We start from the raw sequence: 17,283 nt of genomic DNA on the forward strand, positions 1-17,283 counted from the left end.
GATCGGGCCTACGCGTCGAACAGGAACGCGACCGCCCGTTCCACCACCGCCGGATCGTAGGCGTGCGGGCCGTCATACTCGACATATGTCAGGTCGTAGCCCGCCGCCTCCAGCAGGCGGGCATGGCGCCGGCCGCTGCGGTCGATCGGGATCTGCTCGTCGCGGGTGCCGTGCGAGAGGAAGATGCGCGGGGCGCCCGCCTGCACCTGGACGGTGAGGAAGCCCGCCGACGAGACGATCATGTGCGAGACCCGGTCGCCATTGGCGAGCCCGAGAGAGAGGGTGTAGCTGCCCCCGTCCGAATGCCCGGCGAAGGCGAAGCGGGCGGGATCGAGCAGGAAGCGGTCGGCGACCGCGGCGAGCGCCGTGTCGAGACGCTCCCGGTCCGGCCCGTTGCCGGCGATCACGAGGTCCCAGGTCGGGAACAGCGATTGCGGGGCGAGCAGCAGGAAGCCGCGCGCCTCGGCGTGCCGCTCCAGCATCGGCAGGATCTTCTGCGCGCTGCCGCCGCCGCCATGGAACAGCGTCACCAGGGGCGTGGGCCGGCGCGGATCGATGCCGGCGGGGACGACCAGCACGGCGTCGCGCTCGGGGAACAGGCCGAGGTCGTGGCGCCCGGGGGGCAGGGGCGGCTGCGAAGGCAGCCGGTGCCGGAAATCCAGGCGCCCGGCGAGATGGGGATCGATCGGAGAGGCGGCCGGCGGCGCGGCCTGAGTCGCGGTCATGAGAGCCTCGTCGCGAAGGGGAACAACGAAAGGACCGCGATGCGGCTGGCGCATCGCGGTCCCTCGGCGTTTCAGTGCGGGGGACGCAGCCGCCCGATCACTTCTTCTTCAGGGTGCTCTGCGGGTTGAGGCTGCCGATATTGCCGCTCTCGCTGCCCGCAGCCGGATCGATCACCGCGTTGATGAGGGTCGGCTTGCCGGAATCCATCGCCGCGTCGACGGCGCGCTTCAGCTCGTCCGGCGTGGTGACGTTCACGCCGACGCCGCCGAAGGCCTCCATCATCTTGTCGTAGCGGGAATCCTTCACGAACACCGTGGTGCCCGGGTCGCGCCCGGTCGGGTCGATGTCGGTGCCGCGATAGATGCCGTTGTTGTTGAAGATCACGATGCAGACCGGCAGGTCGTAGCGGCAGATCGTCTCCACCTCCATGCCGGAGAAGCCGAAGGCCGAGTCGCCCTCGACCGCCAGCACCGGCTTGCCGGTCTCGACGGCGGCGGCGACGGCGAAGCCCATGCCGATGCCCATCACGCCCCAGGTGCCGACATCCAGGCGCTTGCGCGGCTGGTACATGTCGATGATGCCGCGGGCGAGGTCGAGGGTGTTGGCGCCCTCGTTGACGAGGATCGCGTCCGGCCGCTCCTTGATGACGGTGCGCAGCGCGCCGAGGGCCGAGTGGAAGCACATCGGCGACGTGTTCTTCATCAGCTTCGGCGCCATCTTGGCGATGTTGGCCTCCTTCTTGGAGCGGATCGTCTCGATCCAGTCCGCGGGCGGGGCCTTCCAGTCCTTGCGCAGGCCGTCGAGCAGCGCCTCGACGCAGGAGCCGATATCGCCGACGAGCGGGGCGGCGATCTCGACGTTCGAGTCCATCTCACGGGGCTCGATGTCGATCTGGATGAAGCGCTTGGAGCCCGGCTCGCCCCAGGTCTTGCCCTTGCCGTGCGAGAGCAGCCAGTTGAGGCGGGCGCCGACCAGCACCACCACGTCGGAATCCTTGAGCGCGGTCGAGCGGGCGGCGCCGGCCGAGAGCGGGTGGGTGTCGGGCAGCAGGCCCTTGGCCATGCTCATCGGCACGTAGGGGATGCCGCTCTCCTCGACGAGGGCGCGAACGGCCTCGTCGGCCTGGGCATAGGCCGCGCCCTTGCCGAGCACGATGAGCGGACGCTTGGCCGACTTCAGCAGATCGAGGGCGCGGGCGACGGAGGCCGGGGCCGGGATCTGGGCCGGGGCCGGGTCGATCACCTTGACCAGGGACTTCGCGCCGAGATGGCCGTCGATGACCTGCGAGAACAGCTTGGCGGGCAGATCCAGGTAGACGCCGCCGGGCCGGCCGGACACCGCGGCGCGGATCGCGCGGGCGACGCCGATCCCGATATCCTCGGCGTGCAGCACGCGGAAGGCAGCCTTGCAGAGCGGCTTGGCGATGGCGAGCTGGTCCATCTCCTCGTAGTCGCCCTGCTGCAGGTCGACGATCTCACGCTCCGAGGAGCCGGAGATCAGGATCATCGGGAAGCAGTTGGTGGTGGCGTTGGCGAGCGCGGTGAGGCCGTTGAGGAAGCCCGGCGCCGAGACGGTGAGGCAGATGCCCGGCTTCTTGGTGAGGAAGCCGGCGATCGCCGCCGCGTTGCCCGCGTTCTGCTCGTGGCGGAAGGAGATGACCCGCAGACCCTCGGCCTGGGCCAGACGGCCGAGATCGGTGATCGGGATGCCGGGCACGTTGTAGATCGTCTCGATGCCGTTGAGCTTCAGCGCGTCGATGACGAGGTGGAAGCCGTCGGTGAGCTCGGTCTCCTGGTGCGGCACGGCCCCGGCCGTGATCGCATCGATGTTTTGGGCGATGGCGGTCATGTCTGCTGTCCTCCCAGGATATCGTTCGCGAATGGCCTTCGCGAGTTCGGGTCTTCGTCGGAGCCCGGCCCGGTGGCGTTCGGCCTCGGGTCCCGTTCGTCTCGGTTCCCGCGGCGCCCTCGGCGTTCGTTGAGGCGGGATGCCCGGCGGCGACCGGCGCGTCGGCCGATCGATTTGCATGTCTGGTATACCAAATACCAGAGAGAGGGTCAACGCGCGAGACGACGGCGAAGCTCGAAAGACGCCTTCACGTTCACGCGTGCGCCTCGCCCACGATTCGTCCTCCCGGACGCCTCCGCAAGGACGTTGACGCGCCGCGGGTCGGGCCCGCGGCGCGTCGAGGATGGCCCGTCAGAGGGGCCTCGGGACGGCGCTCAATGCGCCGTGACGGGGGTCGGGCTCAGGGCCACGGGCGGCTTGGTGTAGGCGGCCCGCATCGGCTTGAGGACGAAGATCGCCATGAACGCGGCGATGATGTTGAGCGCCGCCGCCGCCAGGAACACGGCGTGCCAGCTGCCGGTCATGACCGTCAGCACGCTGGTATAGGGGACGATGAGCGCCGCGGTGCCCTTGGCGGTGTAGAGCAGGCCCGCATTCGTGGCGGCGTACTTCGAGCCGAAGGTGTCGCCGCAGGTCGCCGGGAAGAGGGAGTAGATCTCGCCCCAGGCGAAGAACACGAGGCCGGTCAGGATCACGAAGGCGAAGGGATCCTGGCCGAACTGGCTCAGCAGATAGATGCCCACGCCCTCGATGGCGAAGGAGAGGAACATCGTGTTCTCGCGGCCGATATGGTCGGAGACCCAGCCGAAGAAGGGCCGCGTGACGCCGTTGAGAACCCGGTCGATCGTCGCCGCGAAGGTCAGCGCCGGCAGGGTGATGCCGAGCAGGCTCACCGGGGTGTCGGCGATGTGGAAGTCCTTCGCGATCGGGCCGAGCTGCGCGGTCGCCATCAGGCCGCCGGCGGCCATCATCACGAACATCGCGTACATCACCCAGAAGATCGGGGTGCGCACCATCTCGCCGGGGGTGTAGTCGCGCTTGCTCTGGCTGACCTTGGCGACGTCCGGAACCTGGCCCTTCTTCGGGGCGACGAGGAACAGGGCGAGCAGCATCACGATGAGGCCCTGGCCGATGCCGAAGTAGAAGAAGGCCGACTCGTAGCCGTAGTTCTTGATCATCGCCTGGATCGGCACGACGGTGAGCGCCGAGCCCGCGCCGAAGCCCATGGCCGTGATGCCGGCGGCGAGGCCACGGCGATCCGGGAACCACTTCAGCGAGTTGCCGACGCAGGTGCCGTAGACCGCGCCCGCGCCCGTCCCGCCGATCGCGGCGGCGACGTAGAGCAGGAAGAGCGAGTCGGCATAGGAGTTCATCACCCAGGCGATGCCGCAGAGGGCGCCGCCGATCAGGGTGACGATGCGCGGGCCGTACTTGTCGACGAACCAGCCCTCGATCGGCACGAGCCAGGTCTCGGTGACGACGAACATCGTGAAGGCGATCTGGATGGCGGCACGGTCCCAGCCGTGACGCTCCTGCATCGGGTTCACGAAGAAGGTCCAGCCGTATTGCATGTTGGCGATCATGCACATGCAGATCACGCCGAATACCAATTGCAGCCAGCGGTTCGTCGGCGCTGGGCTTCCTGCTGTGACAGAGCTTGTCATGAGCGTTTCTCCTGAGGATTTGGATCGACTGTTTGATTTTTTGTTTTGTGATTTTTGTTGAGCGAAACCGCCCGCGCTTTTCTGGAATTATCCTTCAAAGAATTCACATGGCTGAAATAATCGGCCGGCGCATGACGCCTGTCCGATGGGTAATATCCGGAAAAGGGTCGTCAAGTTGTCGGAAGCCGGTTCAACAACCGGTCCGATGAGGAAGACGGGCGAACATCCGTCGCCATGTGCCCTGCGCCGGCACGGAACCTCCTCTCCACCCGCAATTGGCCGATGGACGAATCGTGCAAACCACTTGCCCGACACCGGCACCATAATTCATAATGCAGAATTGACAATAGGTATTTTGTATACCACCGTGGACAACAAGAAAGCTTCCCTCGACGGAGGCAGAACGGAGGAACGCCATGGAGACGATGCGAGGCGCCACGGGCGAGATGCGGGCGGTGCCGCGGATCCAGGCCGATCGCTCCGTGGAGGAGGCGGCCCAGCTCCTCACGCGCAGCGGCAGCAGCGCCGTCGTGGTGGTCGAAGGCAGCGGCGACGACGCCGCGATCCTCGGTCTCCTGACCGAGCGCGACATCTTCCGCGCCGTCGCGGCCGAGGGCCCCGACATCTACAACGGCTGCGTCTGGCGCATCACCCGGCACGATTATGCATCGCTCGATATCCGCTCCTCCGACGAGGACCGGGTGCGGATGTTCTGCGAGCGCCAGGTCGACCACATCGCCCTGGTCGACGGCCTGCGCCTCGACTCGGTGCTGAGCCTCTGGGACTGCGCCCGCGACGTATGCGCGGCCTCCCACGGGGCGGGGCGGTGACGTTTCCGGCGAGAGCGGCGCGGAACCCGAAGCGCCCTTTCGCTCTCTTCATCTCAGAACCGGCGGGAAGGCTCCCGCCCTCACGTGGCCTGAACGAGCGTAGTTGCACCATGAGCGCCGTCGAAGTGAAATATCTGACCGTCGTCGAATGCCCGGTGATCTTCCCGGGCGAGAACGAATACGCCATGTCGAGCTTCGACATGCTGCCCCGCCTCGGTATCACCCGCGGCCTTGAGAGCCGTCACGTGAAGGTTCTCGACAACCGCATCGTGATGGTCTGCATCTGGAAGAGCTCGTTCTGCGCGCGGCTCTTCTTCGATGCGGCCTGGACCGAGAAGGCGGCCGTGCTCTGGCCCGACACCTACCAGTTCCGTCTGGAGCCGATCGAGAACGCCTCGGCGGCCTGAGGCGAGACGAGGGGCGGCAGACGGCATGAGCAGCGGCCCCGCCCTCGCCGCCCCGAAGGCGGCCGTGCCCGATGCCTGGAATCCCGGGCTGGTCCCCGGGATCCCCCGCGCCTTCCTGCCGCTGGCGACGGTGTTCCGGCCGGAAAACGTCGAGACCACCCTGAGCGAGACCTTCGAGCTCAGCGATGCCTGCGGGCTGCCGGCGACGCAGCTCGCCCTGTTTCGTCCCGAGCGCCTCGTCGTGCACGAGGTGCTGATCCGGGTGATGGCCGATCTCTCGGTTCCGGTGGGCGAGGTCTATGCGGATCTCGGCCTGAACTTCCGGCGCATGGTCGCGACGATCCTGAGCGAGGGCATCGCGGCGCAGATGCCCGCCCTCCTCAAGCTCCTCGCCGCGATCCGGGACGAGGCGGCAGCCCTCCTCGAACGCGAGCTCGCCGAGCTCCTCGACGCGCCGGCCGAGCCGGAAGCCGCCGAGGCGCCGGAGCCCGAGGCGCTGCCCTGGTACCGCCGGCTCGGGAAGCGGCGGCCTCCGGTCGAGCCGTCCCCGCCGCCGGCCCGGCGGGAGCCGGGGGATCTCCTGCGCCGCCTCGAAGCCCGGCGCGCGGAGGCGGCTCCGGGGAGCCTGGAGGAGGCCGCCCGCGACGCGCTCCACCGCGTCCTGTCGAGCGTGCTCGCCCGCCACGGCTGCCTGATCCACGACCGGGCGCTCCTCTGCCGGATCGCCGGGATCCTGGTCTCGAACGACCATGGCAGCCGGCGGATCGGCCTCGCGCTGGAGCCCGCCTTCGATGCGGCCGCATCCCGCGCCGGCTACCGGCGGCTCGCGGCCCAGAAGCATCCCGTGGTGATGACGGTGAAGGGCGCCTCCGCCTCGGGCAAGAGCACGATCCGCCCCTATCAGCGCGACCTCGTCGAGCGCGGCGGCCAGAGCTGGTGCGACTTCGCGGTGATCACCCCCGACGTCTGGCGGAAATACCTGCTCGACTACATGAGCCTGGGCGCGGCGCGGCTCTATGCCGGGCCGCTGACTGGCCACGAGGTCGAGATCGTCGATGCCAAGCTCGACCGGCACGTGGCGCGCAAGGCCGCGGAGGGCCGGATCTCGCATCTGCTGATCGACCGTTTCCGCTTCGACAGCTTCTCCGCCGATCCGGCCGCGGAGGGCGGCGGCCAGCTGCTCAGCCGGTTCGGCCAGCAGGTCTATCTGCAATTTATGGTGACGCCGCCGGAGGCGACGGTGGAGCGCGCCTGGAAGCGCGGCCAGGAATTCGGCCGCTACAAGGCCGTCGAAGACCTGCTCGCGCACAATGTCGAAGCCTATACCGGCATGCCGCGCCTGTTCTTCAACTGGGCCCTGCGGCGCGACAAGGCGGTGTTCTTCGAGTTCCTCGACAACGGCGTGCCGAAGGGGACCCGGCCGCGCACCATCGCCTTCGGCACCAACAACGCGATGGTGATCCTCGACGCGGCGGGGCTGATCGACATCGAGCGCTTCCGCAAGATCGACATCCACGCCCGCTGCCCGGGCGACGTCTACGGGAACGTCGATTCGGCGCCGGAGCGGAATGCCGGCTTCCTGAGGGATTGCCTGCGCCGGCTGCCGCGCGTCTGCTTCGCCGAGGCCGCCACGGGTCAGGTCTTCGCCCGCTACGAGCGGGGCCGCCTCGCCGGCATCGACCGCGAGACCCTGGCGCGGGTCTGCACCGATCCGGCCACCTGCGCCGCCCTCGCGGCAGCCGGGCTCCCGGCGGCGGCGGAACGGGCCGCCCCGATTCGCGAGGCGCTGCCCCGGCCCGATCCCGCGACTCTGGGAGCCTGGAGCCTACGCGTCTGACACCGCGTCCTCGGGCGCCCCCGCCGTCGCGCCGCGATAGCCCATGGCCAGCACGTAGAGCTCGCTCGAATCCGCCCGGCTCGCCGCCGGCTTCACGTGGCGCACGCTGGCGAAGTCGCGCTTCAGGTCGGCGAGGAGCGTGCCCTCGGTGCCGCCCTGGAACACCTTGGCGAGGTAGCTGCCCCCCGGCGCCAGGATCTCCCGGGCGAAGGCCGCCGCCGTCTCGGCGAGGCCGATGATGCGCAGGTGGTCGGTCTTCTTGTGGCCCGTGGTGTTGGCGGCCATGTCGGACAGGACGAGATCGGCCGGGCCGCCGAGCAGCGTGGTCAGGCGCTCGGGCGCGGAGGGGTCCAGGAAGTCGAGGGTGATGAATTCGACGCCGGTCATCGGGTCGATCTCCAGGAGATCGATGCCGACCACCCGCCCCTGCGAGCCGACCACCTTGGCGGCGACCTGCGACCAGCCGCCGGGCGCGGCCCCGAGATCCACCACCCGCTGGCCCGGCTTGAGCAGGTGGAAACGCTCGTCGATCTCCAGGAGCTTGAAGGCCGCGCGGGAGCGGTAGCCCTCGCGCTTGGCCCGGGCGACATAGGGGTCGTTGAGCTGCCGCTCCAGCCAGCGCTTCTGGGAGACGGTGCGCCCCCGCGCCGTCTTCACCCGCTGCTTGAGATCGCCTCGCAGGCCGCCCTGCCCGCCGCGCCGGTCGCTCATGATACCAAACCCTTCACGGGATCGTCCTATCGCGCCGCAGCGGGCACGGGAAGATGCAGTCCGTGAACCCGCTCCGCCAAAGCCCGGCGGGATGAATTCACAAAATGCAACGTTATAACGTTGTGTATTGCCCCCGACCGAGGGATGGTCCCGGCTGGCTGCGCGACCCAACCGTGAGAGGAGTGCCATGACGATCGACCCGAGCGCCGCGATTCCCGCCGACGCGGAGACAGCGGGGAATCGCAGTGCCGCCTCCTGCCTGACCGAGGCCGGCAAGGTGCTTCTGCAATGGGCGGAGACCATCGCCACGCGCGATGTCGCGGCGGTGCTGTCGCTCTACGCCCCGGACGCGATCCTCGTCCCGACCCTGTCGGACGACATCCGCGGGCGGGAGGAGGACCGGCGCCGCTACTTCGAGTCGTTCCTGTCGAACGACGGCATCAGCTGCGGCATCACCGTGCAGAAGAAGCGGGTCAGCCGGAAGCTCGGAACGGTGGTGATCGGCGGGCTCTATACCTTCACGATCCGGCGCGATGGCGCGGAGGAAGAGGTGCCGGCCCGCTTCCTGTTCACCTTCGAGGAGATCGGCGGCCGCTGGCTCATCACGGGGCACCATTCCTCGCGCACCGCCGAATCCGTCTGAGCGGCAGCGGCGCGGGAACGGGTCAGCGATAGCCCCGCCGGCGCCAGACCCCGTCCTCGCGCATCATGTTCATGAGCAGGCCCTCGCGCAGGCCCCGGTCGGCGATGCGGAGGCGGTCGGCCGGGAAGACCCGGCGGATCGCCTCCAGGATCGCGCAGCCGGCGAGGACGAGATCGGCCCGGTCGCGGCCGATGCAGGGATTGTCGGCGCGCTGGTCCAGGCGGGTGCCGAGCAGGTCGTCGATCGCGTCCGAGACCTCGGCGTCGCTCATCCAGAGGCCGTCGACCCGGCGCCGCTCGTAGCGGACGAGGCGCAGATGCATGGCGGCGAGCGTCGTCACCGTGCCGGAGGTGCCGAGCAGGTGGAAGAACGGCGCGGTGGCCGCGGCGGCGGCGCGGATCGCGAAGGGGGAGAGCAGGTCGCCCACCTCCTCCACCATGCCCTCGAAGGTCAGCCGCGTGACCTCGGAGCCGCCATGCCGCTCGGCCAGGGTGACGACGCCCACGGGCAGGGAATCCCAGGCGCGGATGCGTAGGGTGGGATCGGTGGAGGGGTTGGTCGCCGCCCCGTCGAGCCAGGCGATCTCGGTGGAGCCACCGCCGATGTCGAAGATCACGACCGATTCCGCCCGCGGATCGGCGAGCGCGGCGCAGCCGGTGACGGCGAGATAGGCCTCGGTCTGGCGGTCCACGATCTCGAGATCGAGGCCGACCTCGGCCCGGACGCGCTCGACGAAATCGGCGCCGTTGACGGCGAGCCGGCAGGCCTCGGTGGCGATCACCTTGGAGCGCACCACGCCGCGGGACTCCATCTTGGCCCGGCAGATCTTCAGGGCTTCCACCGTGCGCGCCACCGCGGCCTCGCTCAGGCGGTCGGAATTCCCCAGCCCCTCGCCCAGGCGGACGATGCGGGAGAAGGCGTCGATCACCCGGAAGCCGTGGGAGGCGGGCTCGGCGATGAGCAGACGGCAATTGTTGGTGCCGAGATCGAGGGCGGCATAGGCGTTGCGCCGGCCCGGCCGCATCGGCGGATAGGGCGCGGCATAGGCGCCCGAAGACGCGACCGGCCGTCCCCCGACAGGCGGCATCGTGCCTTCCCGCTGCAGCGACACGCTGGGTGCGGGGCGGACCGTCACGGCGGCACTGTCATCCCTCATCGGACGCGCCGGGTCCTCGCGGATCGTGGTGCGGCGACGCGCCGGACCATCCTGATCCATCACGCTACAATCAGTGCGGAAGTTCTGCAAAGGCCCGTTGTGACGAAGTCGCACTTTCATCACCGGCGCCCGCCGCGGCGGCACCGGCCGCGGCGGTCACATCAGGGTCTTGCTGGCGCTGTTGGCGCGGGGAATCGGGCGCAGCAGGCTCTTGACCTGCGAGAAGGGCCGCGGCCGGCTGATCACCTCGTCGAGGCGCGACCACAGCGTCTTGGGCGAGAACGGCTTGGCGATGATCTCGTTGACGCCGAGGGCGATGGCCCGGTCCACCACGTTTCGGCGCGGCTGGGCCAGCATCAGGATGATCGGCACGGTCGGCGAGGGCGAGGTGGCCGGCGTGCGGGCGAGGCGGATGAACTCCTCGCCGGACAGGATCGCGAGGTCCCAGTCGAGAATCGTCAGGTCCGGCTTGCTCTCGGCCAGCACGCCCAGGGCCTCGGCCCCGTCCGGCGCCTCGAGGACGCGCTTGATGCCGACGCGCATCAGCATGTCGCGCACGATGCGGCGGATATAGAGGCTCTCGTCCACGACGAGGGCGGAGAGATCGGGGAAGGTCGGAGTCGCGATCATGTCGGCGGTGGCGGGACCCTCGGGCCTCAAGGCCGGATGCGACGGGCAGGCTAGGCCCGGAGGATTGCATTTCCCTGAATCTCAAAGCGAAACTTTCACCGTGCCGGCAGGCCGCGCCCGGGGCCCTTTGCCGGGAAAGGGGGACAAAGCACGGAATCTCCGCATTTCACCCCCGAAAAAGCCGTTGCCGGCCGCCCCTGCCCTCGAAAGGTCCTTGCGGTGCGGGCGGGATTGCGTCAGGACTGACACGTTATTCTTGGTGACCGCTCCAGGGATGATGAGTGTGCGGAGCGTGGGCTGTCTCGCATAACGCGCACGCGATATTCGGGACGTTGGCGGGCGGACGGTTTTTGCGAGCTTTCTATGGGACGTGGGCGTGATTTTCGCGGGGGGTCGCAGAAGCGCGGCTTCGATGAAGGTGGTTCCGAGCCGCGTTGGCCCGACCAGCTTCCCCCCGAAGGTGGCTATGGCGGCGGCGGATACGGCGGCGGCAATTACGGTGGCGGCGGTGGCGGCAACCGGTTCGGTGGCGGCGGCGGCGGTTTCGACCGCGGACCGTCTCGGTCTGCCGCGCCGGCTCCGACCGGCCCCGAGCGCGATGCCACGGTGAAGTGGTTCAACAAGGAGAAGGGCTTCGGCTTCGTCGAGCTGGGTGACGGCTCGGGCGATGCCTTCCTCCACATCCGCGCGGTCGAGGCCGCCGGCCACGACGACCTGATGCCCGGCACGCGCCTCACGGTGCAGACCGCGCAGGGTCAGAAGGGTCCGCAGGTCACCGCCGTGACCAGCGTCGACACCTCGACGGCCGAGGCCGCGCCCCCGCGCGCGCCGCGCCCCCGCTTCGGCGGCGGCGATCGCTTCGGCGGCGGCGGTGACCGCTTCGGCGGTGGCGACCGCTTCGGCGGCGGCGGCGGCGGTGGCGGCGGTGGTCGCTTCGCCAGCGGCCCGTCGGTCGAGATGACCGGCACCGTGAAGTGGTACGATCCGGCCAAGGGCTTCGGCTTCGTCTCCGTCAACGACGGCGGCAAGGACGTGTTCGTGCACCGCTCCGCCCTGTCGCGGGCCGGTCTCGACTCGCTCGCCGAGGGCCAGCAGGTCACGCTCGGCGTGGTCGAGGGCCAGAAGGGCCGCGAAGCCCAGAGCATCAGCGTCGATTACTGATCGACCCTGACGGCATTTCGGGAAGGCGGCGGCCGCAAAGCCGCCGCCTTTCTTTTGCGACATCCCCGGAAGTCCGGCGCCTGCCGCGCCGCCCCGGAGTCGCCCCGTGTCCTTTCCCCGCGCTGCCCTGAGCCTTCTGCCCGCCGCCGCGCTGCTGCTGCCGGGCCTTGCCCGGGCCGAGGATTTCACCGGCTTCTATGCCGGCGTGAATGCGGGCTACGCCTTCGACCGGGACGGCGACCGCAACCCCGCCTCTTCCTTCCCTGGTCCGGCCGGCGCGGCCCCGCAGGACCGCAATGGCCTGCCGCCGAGCGCCGAGGGCGCCGCGCGCCTCATGCAGCGCAACGCGCCCGGACGCGGCGCCGCCGCTCCGGGGCGCTGACGGGTTCGTTCCTGACAGGACGCTGACGGCGACCGTCAGCCTCGCGGGTCCGCGCGCTGCCATGACGGCGGCGCCACCGAACGAGGAGGACGACCCCATGCCGATGACATCGTTGACGAAGCCCCTGCTCGCCGCCGCCCTCACCCTCGGCGCGCTCGCCGGCCCCGCCCTGGCGGACGTCCCGGGCAAGGACTGGATGCCGATCGACCAGGCCCTCCGAAAGCTCACCGAGGCCGGCTACACCGACATCCGCAGCCTCGAAGCCGATGATGGCGTCTGGGAGGGCAAGGCCCTGAAGGACGGGAAGGCCGTCAAGGTCATGGTCGATCCCCATGACGGCACCGTCGCCGAAAAAACCCGCAAGCGGGACCGCCGCGCGGACTGAACGGCAAGAAGCCGGGGCGATGCACGCCCCGGCTTCTTGTCGAACAGGGTCGCCGAACACCTGGGGGTCGTGCGCTTTCGAAGCCGATCCGACGCGTTCCACGTGGAACCCTCCGATCGAAGCCCGCCCTCACCCCCGCCGCAACGCCTCCAGCACCTTGCCGCCGGCGCGGCCGGTCTGAGGCATGCCGAGCTGGCGCTCGATCTCCTTGATGGCATCGCGGGTCTTCTGGCCGACCTTGCCGTCCGGCTCGCCGACATCGTAGCCGCGGGCGGTGAGGCGGGTCTGGAGGTCGCGGCGCTCGGCGCGGGAGAGCGGCGGATCGTCCGTCGGCCACTCGGCCTGGACGCCGGGCCGGCCGCGCAGGCGGTCCGAGAGCACGGCGATGGCGAGGCCGTAGGATTCGGCGGCGTTGTAGGAATAGATCGCGTCGAAATTCTTCGTGACCAGGAAGGCCGGCCCGTCGATGCCGGCGGGCGCCAGGATGCCGACCGGCCCCTCCCCCGTCAGCGGGCGGCCATCGACTTTGGTGACGCCGAGCGAGGCCCAGTGGCTCACCGGCTTCTTGTTCTTCCGCCCGGCCGCAGCGACGTTGAAGCCTCGGGGCAGCCGCACCTCGTAGCCCCAGCCCTGCGCGTTCGACCACTTGGCCACGCGCAGGAAATTCGCCGTGGAGCCGACGGCGTCGGCCACGGAATCGACCACGTCGCGGCGCCCGTCCCCGTCGAGATCGACGGCGAGACGCTGATAGGTCGTCGGCATGAACTGGGTCTGGCCGAAGGCGCCCGCCCAGGAGCCGGTCAGGCGCTCGGGGGCGATGTCGCCATGGGCGATGATCTTCAGGGTAGCGAGCAGCTCGCCGCGGAAGAAGTCGCGCCGGCGGTTGTTCGAGCAGGCCAGCGTCGCGAGCGACTGCACCAGCGGCATCTTGCCGAGGTTCTTGCCGAAATTCGACTCGACGCCCCAGACCGCGGCGATGGTGTAGCGGTCGACACCGTAGCGCGCCTCCGCCGCGGCCAGGGACTGGGCGTGCTGGCGCATGGCGGCGCGCCCGTCCTCGACCCGCTCGTCGTCGACGAGGGCGGCCATGTAGTCCCAGATCGGCGTCTTGAACTCGGGCTGGGCCTGGGAGAGCTCGATGACCTTGTCGTCGAAGCCGATGCCGCGGGTCGCGGCCCGGAAGGCCTCGGCCGAGACGCCCTGCGCCGCGGCCTGGCTCTGGATCCCGGCGAGGCAGGACTCGAAGTCGGCGCGGGCCGCTCCGGGGAGCACGAGGCCCGTGCAACAGAGGAGGGCGAGGATCGTCGCGCGCGGCGTCATCGGCAGGGCTCCTTCCGGCTGAAGCTGTGGCCTCAGTTTAAGGCGCCCTCAAGGTAAACGAAGCGTGACGATCCGGCCCGGTCACGCCCATTCGCGGGCGGCGAGCTTCTTCTCGTAGGCGTCGATCGCCGCGGCCTGCTGGTCGAGGGTCAGGCCGATCTCGTCGAGGCCGTTGAGCAGGTTGTGCTTGCGGCCCTCGTCGATGTCGAAATGCAGCGTGCCGCCATCCGGGCCCTGGATGGTCTGGGCGGCGAGGTCGATCGTCAGGGTCGCGTTGGCGCCGCGCTCGGCATCCTCGAACAGCTTCTCCAGGTCCTCCGGGGAGACCACGATCGCCAGAATGCCGTTCTTGGCGCAGTTGTTGAAGAAGATGTCCGCGAAGCTCGTCGAGATCAGGCAGCGGATGCCGAAATCGGCCAGCGCCCAGGGGGCGTGCTCGCGGGACGAGCCGCAGCCGAAATTGTCGCCGACGACGAGGATCTTGGCGTTGCGGTAGGCCGGCTGGTTCAGGACGAAGTCCGGGTTCTCCGAGCCGTCGTCGTTGTAGCGCATCTCGGAGAACAGGCCCTGGCCGAGCCCGGTGCGCTTGATGGTCTTGAGATACTGCTTGGGGATGATGCGGTCGGTGTCGACGTTGATGATCCGCATGGGCGCCGCGACGCCCTCCAAAGTCGTGAATTTTTCCATCGTCGTCTCGCGCGCGTCGTCTGTCTCGGGCATCCTCGTGCCCGCCCGTTGGCCGGGCTTCTAGCAAGGGCCGTCCGGCACCGGAAGGCATGCGACGCCGGGAGGCCGCGCCAACGGCATCGGCCTTGCCTATGCTCGGCCGAATTCTGCCGGAAACCGGGGGCTCCTGCGAGACATGGCCGAGACGTCCGACACCTTCAAGAAGGCGCCCAAGCGCAAGCCCGCCAAGGGCAAGAACATCGCCGTGTCGCCGGAGATGCGGCAGGCCTACGCGGACATGATCAAGCAGCACCAGGACAAGCAGGAGACCTACGGGCGCCACCTGCCCCAGGATCCGCCCCGCGGCCGCTGAGCCGGCCGCGCCCCGGGCCCCTCAGCGCTTGCGCACGAATTCCGTGCGCAGGACGAGACCCTTGATGGTGTCGTGGCGGCAATCGATCTCCTCCGGGTCGTCCGTGAGGCGGATCGAGCGGATCACCGTCCCCTGCTTCAGGGTCTGGTTCGCGCCCTTGACCTTGAGGTCCTTGATCAGGGTGACGGAATCGCCATCCGCTAGGAGGTTGCCGGAGGCATCGCGCACCTCGGGCTTGCCCGCCGCGGCCGTGGCCGCCGCCATCTCGGACGCCGGGCGCCACTCGCCGGTGGCCTCGTCATACACGTAGGAATCGTCGTCGTCGGACAAGGAACGGCCTCGGCTGGGAAGGGAGGCCCCTTCTCCCCGCTCGCCCCCAATGCGGCAAGAGGTCGCGCGAGCAGGGCAGGCCACCGCCCGATGCAGGCGGCGGGCGCGCTCCCCCGGCCTGTTCCCCGCCACCCGCAGTAGGGCCTCGGAAGGATCCAGGCGGGCCGAGCCCCCTCTCCCCGCACGCGGGGAGAGGCCCGCATGGACCTCGTCGTCCATGCGGGAAGCGCAGGCGCAGCCGGAGCGGCGGTGAAGGGGAGTCGACGGACGAGACTCTTCCGGAACCGCTCCCTCACCCTCGGCTGCCGCCTCGCTTCGGCGACGACGAGGTCGCCGAAGCCCTCTCCCCGCAAGCGAGGCGAGGGGATGCGCGTCGATCTTGCGCCCGGATGATCGGAGAGGGTCGAGCCGAGCCCCCCTCTCCCCGCACGCGGGGAGAGGCCGGGCTGCACCTCGTCGTGCAGCCCGGGAGCGGAGGCGTAGCCGGAGCGGCGGTGAGGGGGAGTCGACGGACGAGACTCTTCCGAAACCGCCCCCTCACCCTCGGCTGCCGCCTCGCTTCGGCGACGACAAGGTCGCCGAAGCCCTCTCCCCGCAAGCGGGGCGAGGAGATGCGCGTCGATCTCGCGCCCGGATGATCGGAGCGGGTGAGCCGAGCCCCCTCTCCCCGCACGCGGGGCGAGGGGATGCAGCTCGGCCGACGCGCTCGAACAGCCGGCCCGAAAACAAAAAGGAGCCACGCCCGCCCGGGCATGGCTTCTCGTCTCTCCCGCGGCGCCCGCCCTCAAGGCGCGCGCCGCAAGCATGAGGCTCACATCGCCTTGAGCGGGCCCGCCTCGATGACGTCCTCGACTGTGCGCAGGCCGGCGCGGGTCGAATTGACGAGCACCGCCATGTTGCCCGGCGGGTGCTGGTTCTTCCACATCTTGGTGTGGGCCGCCGGGATCTTGTCCCAGGGGAACACCTCGCTCATGCAGGGATCGACCCGCCGGTCCATGACGAACTGGTTGGCGGCCGAGGCCTGCTTGAGGTGGGCGAAGTGCGAGCCCTGGATGCGCTTCTGCCGCATCCAGACGTAGCGGGCGTCGAAGGTGATGTTGAAGCCGGTCGTGCCGGCGCAGAACACCACCATGCCGCCGCGCTTCACCACCAGCGACGAGACCGGGAAGGTCGCCTCGCCCGGGTGCTCGAACACGATGTCGACGTCGTTGCCCTTGCCGGTGATGTCCCAGATCGCCTTGCCGAACCGCCGGGCTTCCTTGAGCCAGGTGTTGTATTCGGGGCTGTTCACCTTCGGCAGCTGGCCCCAGCAATCGAAGTCCTTGCGGTTGATGACGCCCTTGGCGCCGAGGCTCATCACGTAGTCGCGCTTCGACTCGTCCGAGATCACGGCGATGGCGTTGGCGCCCGAGGCCGCGCAGAGCTGCACACCGAACACGCCGAGGCCGCCGGAGGCGCCCCAGATCAGCACGTTCTGGCCGGGCCGCACGGTGTGCGGGGCGTGGCCGAACAGCATGCGGTAGGCGGTGGCGAGCGTCAGCGTGTAGCAGGCCGCCTCTTCCCAGGTCAGGTGCTTCGGCCGCGCCATGAGCTGGCGGGACTGCACCCGGCAGAACTGGGCGAAGGAGCCGTCGCCGGTCTCGTAGCCCCAGATGCGCTGGGTCGGCGAGAACATCGGGTCGCCGCCGTTGCACTCCTCGTCGTCGCCGTCGTCCTGGTTGCAGTGGACGATGACCTCGTCGCCGACCTTCCAGCGCTTCACCTTGGCGCCGACCTTCCAGACGATGCCGGAGGCGTCGGAACCGGCGATGTGGTACTCGCCCTTGTGCACGTCGAAGGGGGAGATCGGCTCGCCGAGGCCGGCCCAGACGCCGTTGTAGTTCACGCCGGCGGCCATGACGTAGACGAGCACTTCGTCGTCGCCGATGTCCCAGACCGGCAGCACTTCGAGCTGATGGGACTGCTCCGGCGGCCCGTGGCGCTCGCGGCGGATCGCCCAGGCATACATCTTGGCAGGCACGTGGCCGAGCGGCGGGATCTCGCCGAGCTCGTAAAGGTCCTTGGCTTCCGCCGTCTGGCCGGTCCAGGCCGGTGCTGCGCTCGCAGCCATCGTGGCTCTCCCTTATACGCTCGTTGTTGCCCGGGCCTCCGGGCTTAGCGACGCTATAAGCACGATGTTTCCGCCCTTCCAAGTGGGCCGAAAGGCGGAGACCG

18 protein-coding genes are annotated in these 17,283 nt (G+C 69.4%); 8 read left to right on the forward strand and 10 right to left on the reverse strand.

Going from position 1 to position 17,283, the window contains the following annotated elements; translation table 11 throughout:
• Nucleotides 1-8: 8 nt before the first annotated feature.
• The 3 genes from MFF21_RS06135 to oxlT form a co-directional block, all read right to left on the reverse strand.
• Nucleotides 9-725 (reverse strand): alpha/beta hydrolase, encoded by a 717-nt coding sequence (locus MFF21_RS06135; RefSeq protein ID WP_238310332.1) that lies wholly within the window; start codon nt 723-725, stop codon nt 9-11.
• Between the two features lie 97 nt (nt 726-822).
• The gene (oxc, locus tag MFF21_RS06140) at nt 823-2,574 is read right to left on the reverse strand and encodes an oxalyl-CoA decarboxylase (RefSeq protein ID WP_238310333.1); all 1,752 of its coding nucleotides are present in this window, start codon (nt 2,572-2,574) and stop codon (nt 823-825) included.
• A 374-nt stretch (nt 2,575-2,948) separates the two neighbouring features.
• Nucleotides 2,949-4,238, reverse strand: coding sequence for an oxalate/formate MFS antiporter (gene oxlT / locus MFF21_RS06145; protein ID WP_238310334.1), 1,290 nt, complete (start codon nt 4,236-4,238; stop codon nt 2,949-2,951).
• 416 nt (nt 4,239-4,654) lie between these two features.
• Here oxlT and MFF21_RS06150 point away from each other — a divergent pair, with 416 nt between their 5' ends.
• From MFF21_RS06150 to MFF21_RS06160, 3 genes are all read left to right on the forward strand, one after another.
• Nucleotides 4,655-5,068, forward strand: a complete 414-nt coding sequence (locus MFF21_RS06150; RefSeq protein WP_238310335.1) for a CBS domain-containing protein — start codon at nt 4,655-4,657, stop codon at nt 5,066-5,068.
• A 110-nt stretch (nt 5,069-5,178) separates the two neighbouring features.
• On the forward strand, nt 5,179-5,475 hold the full coding sequence (locus MFF21_RS06155; protein WP_238310336.1) for a hypothetical protein: 297 nt from the start codon (nt 5,179-5,181) through the stop codon (nt 5,473-5,475).
• A gap of 25 nt (nt 5,476-5,500) precedes the next feature.
• Entirely contained in the window at nt 5,501-7,312 is a 1,812-nt protein-coding gene (locus MFF21_RS06160) for a DEAD/DEAH box helicase family protein (RefSeq protein ID WP_238310337.1), read from the forward strand.
• Here MFF21_RS06160 and MFF21_RS06165 read toward each other — a convergent pair.
• Nucleotides 7,301-8,023, reverse strand: a complete 723-nt coding sequence (locus tag MFF21_RS06165; protein WP_238310338.1) for an RlmE family RNA methyltransferase — start codon at nt 8,021-8,023, stop codon at nt 7,301-7,303. The two genes, MFF21_RS06160 and MFF21_RS06165, sit on opposite strands and share 12 nt — an antisense overlap.
• 187 nt (nt 8,024-8,210) lie before the next feature.
• On the opposite strand from MFF21_RS06165, the gene MFF21_RS06170 reads away from it, so the two are divergent.
• The gene (locus MFF21_RS06170) at nt 8,211-8,666 is read left to right on the forward strand and encodes an SgcJ/EcaC family oxidoreductase (protein ID WP_238310339.1); all 456 of its coding nucleotides are present in this window, start codon (nt 8,211-8,213) and stop codon (nt 8,664-8,666) included.
• A 22-nt stretch (nt 8,667-8,688) separates the two neighbouring features.
• On the opposite strand, the gene MFF21_RS06175 is transcribed toward MFF21_RS06170, so the two are convergent.
• Together MFF21_RS06175 and MFF21_RS06180 are read right to left on the reverse strand one after the other, a co-directional pair.
• On the reverse strand, nt 8,689-9,822 hold the full coding sequence (locus MFF21_RS06175; protein WP_238310340.1) for a Ppx/GppA phosphatase family protein: 1,134 nt from the start codon (nt 9,820-9,822) through the stop codon (nt 8,689-8,691).
• A gap of 156 nt (nt 9,823-9,978) precedes the next feature.
• Nucleotides 9,979-10,452: a response regulator gene (locus MFF21_RS06180; protein ID WP_238310341.1), complete on the reverse strand. Its 474-nt coding sequence runs from the start codon at nt 10,450-10,452 to the stop codon at nt 9,979-9,981.
• Nucleotides 10,453-10,815: 363 nt separating this feature from the next.
• On the opposite strand from MFF21_RS06180, the gene MFF21_RS23955 reads away from it, so the two are divergent.
• The 3 genes from MFF21_RS23955 (at nt 10,816) to MFF21_RS06200 (ending at nt 12,380) form a co-directional block, all read left to right on the forward strand.
• Nucleotides 10,816-11,613, forward strand: a complete 798-nt coding sequence (locus MFF21_RS23955; RefSeq protein ID WP_283206509.1) for a cold-shock protein — start codon at nt 10,816-10,818, stop codon at nt 11,611-11,613.
• A gap of 106 nt (nt 11,614-11,719) precedes the next feature.
• Complete coding sequence (locus MFF21_RS06195) at nt 11,720-11,995, forward strand: hypothetical protein (protein ID WP_373324939.1); 276 nt, start codon at nt 11,720-11,722, stop codon at nt 11,993-11,995.
• A gap of 103 nt (nt 11,996-12,098) precedes the next feature.
• The gene (locus MFF21_RS06200) at nt 12,099-12,380 is read left to right on the forward strand and encodes a PepSY domain-containing protein (protein WP_238310342.1); all 282 of its coding nucleotides are present in this window, start codon (nt 12,099-12,101) and stop codon (nt 12,378-12,380) included.
• Between the two features lie 129 nt (nt 12,381-12,509).
• Here the strand turns inward: MFF21_RS06200 and MFF21_RS06205 are convergent, their stop codons facing one another.
• Together MFF21_RS06205 and leuD are read right to left on the reverse strand one after the other, a co-directional pair.
• Entirely contained in the window at nt 12,510-13,700 is a 1,191-nt protein-coding gene (locus MFF21_RS06205; protein WP_238310343.1) for a lytic murein transglycosylase, read from the reverse strand.
• A gap of 81 nt (nt 13,701-13,781) precedes the next feature.
• Complete coding sequence (gene leuD / locus MFF21_RS06210) at nt 13,782-14,387, reverse strand: 3-isopropylmalate dehydratase small subunit (protein ID WP_238310520.1); 606 nt, start codon at nt 14,385-14,387, stop codon at nt 13,782-13,784.
• A gap of 175 nt (nt 14,388-14,562) precedes the next feature.
• On the opposite strand from leuD, the gene MFF21_RS06215 reads away from it, so the two are divergent.
• Complete coding sequence (locus MFF21_RS06215) at nt 14,563-14,739, forward strand: hypothetical protein (protein WP_238310344.1); 177 nt, start codon at nt 14,563-14,565, stop codon at nt 14,737-14,739.
• A gap of 21 nt (nt 14,740-14,760) precedes the next feature.
• Here MFF21_RS06215 and MFF21_RS06220 read toward each other — a convergent pair whose 3' ends face one another.
• Complete coding sequence (locus MFF21_RS06220) at nt 14,761-15,069, reverse strand: alkylphosphonate utilization protein (RefSeq protein WP_238310345.1); 309 nt, start codon at nt 15,067-15,069, stop codon at nt 14,761-14,763.
• Between the two features lie 811 nt (nt 15,070-15,880).
• Nucleotides 15,881-17,179: a crotonyl-CoA carboxylase/reductase gene (gene ccrA, locus MFF21_RS06225; RefSeq protein WP_017482797.1), complete on the reverse strand. Its 1,299-nt coding sequence runs from the start codon at nt 17,177-17,179 to the stop codon at nt 15,881-15,883.
• Between the last annotated feature and the right edge of the window lie 104 nt (nt 17,180-17,283).

This window comes from Methylobacterium organophilum, from assembly GCF_022179465.1.
In the GTDB taxonomy this organism is placed as follows: domain Bacteria; phylum Pseudomonadota; class Alphaproteobacteria; order Rhizobiales; family Beijerinckiaceae; genus Methylobacterium; species Methylobacterium organophilum.

What these genes read in the sequence shown, in the direction of transcription:
- MFF21_RS06200 (WP_238310342.1), top strand. Translation starts at nt 12,099, where the DNA reads ATGACATCGTTGACGAAGCCCCTGCTCGCCGCCGCCCTCACCCTCGGC.
- MFF21_RS06170 (WP_238310339.1), top strand. Translation starts at nt 8,211, where the DNA reads ATGACGATCGACCCGAGCGCCGCGATTCCCGCCGACGCGGAGACAGCG.
- MFF21_RS06160 (WP_238310337.1), top strand. Translation starts at nt 5,501, where the DNA reads ATGAGCAGCGGCCCCGCCCTCGCCGCCCCGAAGGCGGCCGTGCCCGAT.
- MFF21_RS23955 (WP_283206509.1), top strand. Translation starts at nt 10,816, where the DNA reads ATGGGACGTGGGCGTGATTTTCGCGGGGGGTCGCAGAAGCGCGGCTTC.
- ccrA (WP_017482797.1), bottom strand. Translation starts at nt 17,179, where the DNA reads ATGGCTGCGAGCGCAGCACCGGCCTGGACCGGCCAGACGGCGGAAGCC.
- oxlT (WP_238310334.1), bottom strand. Translation starts at nt 4,238, where the DNA reads ATGACAAGCTCTGTCACAGCAGGAAGCCCAGCGCCGACGAACCGCTGG.
- MFF21_RS06215 (WP_238310344.1), top strand. Translation starts at nt 14,563, where the DNA reads ATGGCCGAGACGTCCGACACCTTCAAGAAGGCGCCCAAGCGCAAGCCC.
- oxc (WP_238310333.1), bottom strand. Translation starts at nt 2,574, where the DNA reads ATGACCGCCATCGCCCAAAACATCGATGCGATCACGGCCGGGGCCGTG.
- MFF21_RS06175 (WP_238310340.1), bottom strand. Translation starts at nt 9,822, where the DNA reads ATGAGGGATGACAGTGCCGCCGTGACGGTCCGCCCCGCACCCAGCGTG.
- MFF21_RS06135 (WP_238310332.1), bottom strand. Translation starts at nt 725, where the DNA reads ATGACCGCGACTCAGGCCGCGCCGCCGGCCGCCTCTCCGATCGATCCC.
- MFF21_RS06165 (WP_238310338.1), bottom strand. Translation starts at nt 8,023, where the DNA reads ATGAGCGACCGGCGCGGCGGGCAGGGCGGCCTGCGAGGCGATCTCAAG.
- MFF21_RS06205 (WP_238310343.1), bottom strand. Translation starts at nt 13,700, where the DNA reads ATGACGCCGCGCGCGACGATCCTCGCCCTCCTCTGTTGCACGGGCCTC.
- MFF21_RS06180 (WP_238310341.1), bottom strand. Translation starts at nt 10,452, where the DNA reads ATGATCGCGACTCCGACCTTCCCCGATCTCTCCGCCCTCGTCGTGGAC.
- MFF21_RS06155 (WP_238310336.1), top strand. Translation starts at nt 5,179, where the DNA reads ATGAGCGCCGTCGAAGTGAAATATCTGACCGTCGTCGAATGCCCGGTG.
- MFF21_RS06150 (WP_238310335.1), top strand. Translation starts at nt 4,655, where the DNA reads ATGGAGACGATGCGAGGCGCCACGGGCGAGATGCGGGCGGTGCCGCGG.
- leuD (WP_238310520.1), bottom strand. Translation starts at nt 14,387, where the DNA reads ATGGAAAAATTCACGACTTTGGAGGGCGTCGCGGCGCCCATGCGGATC.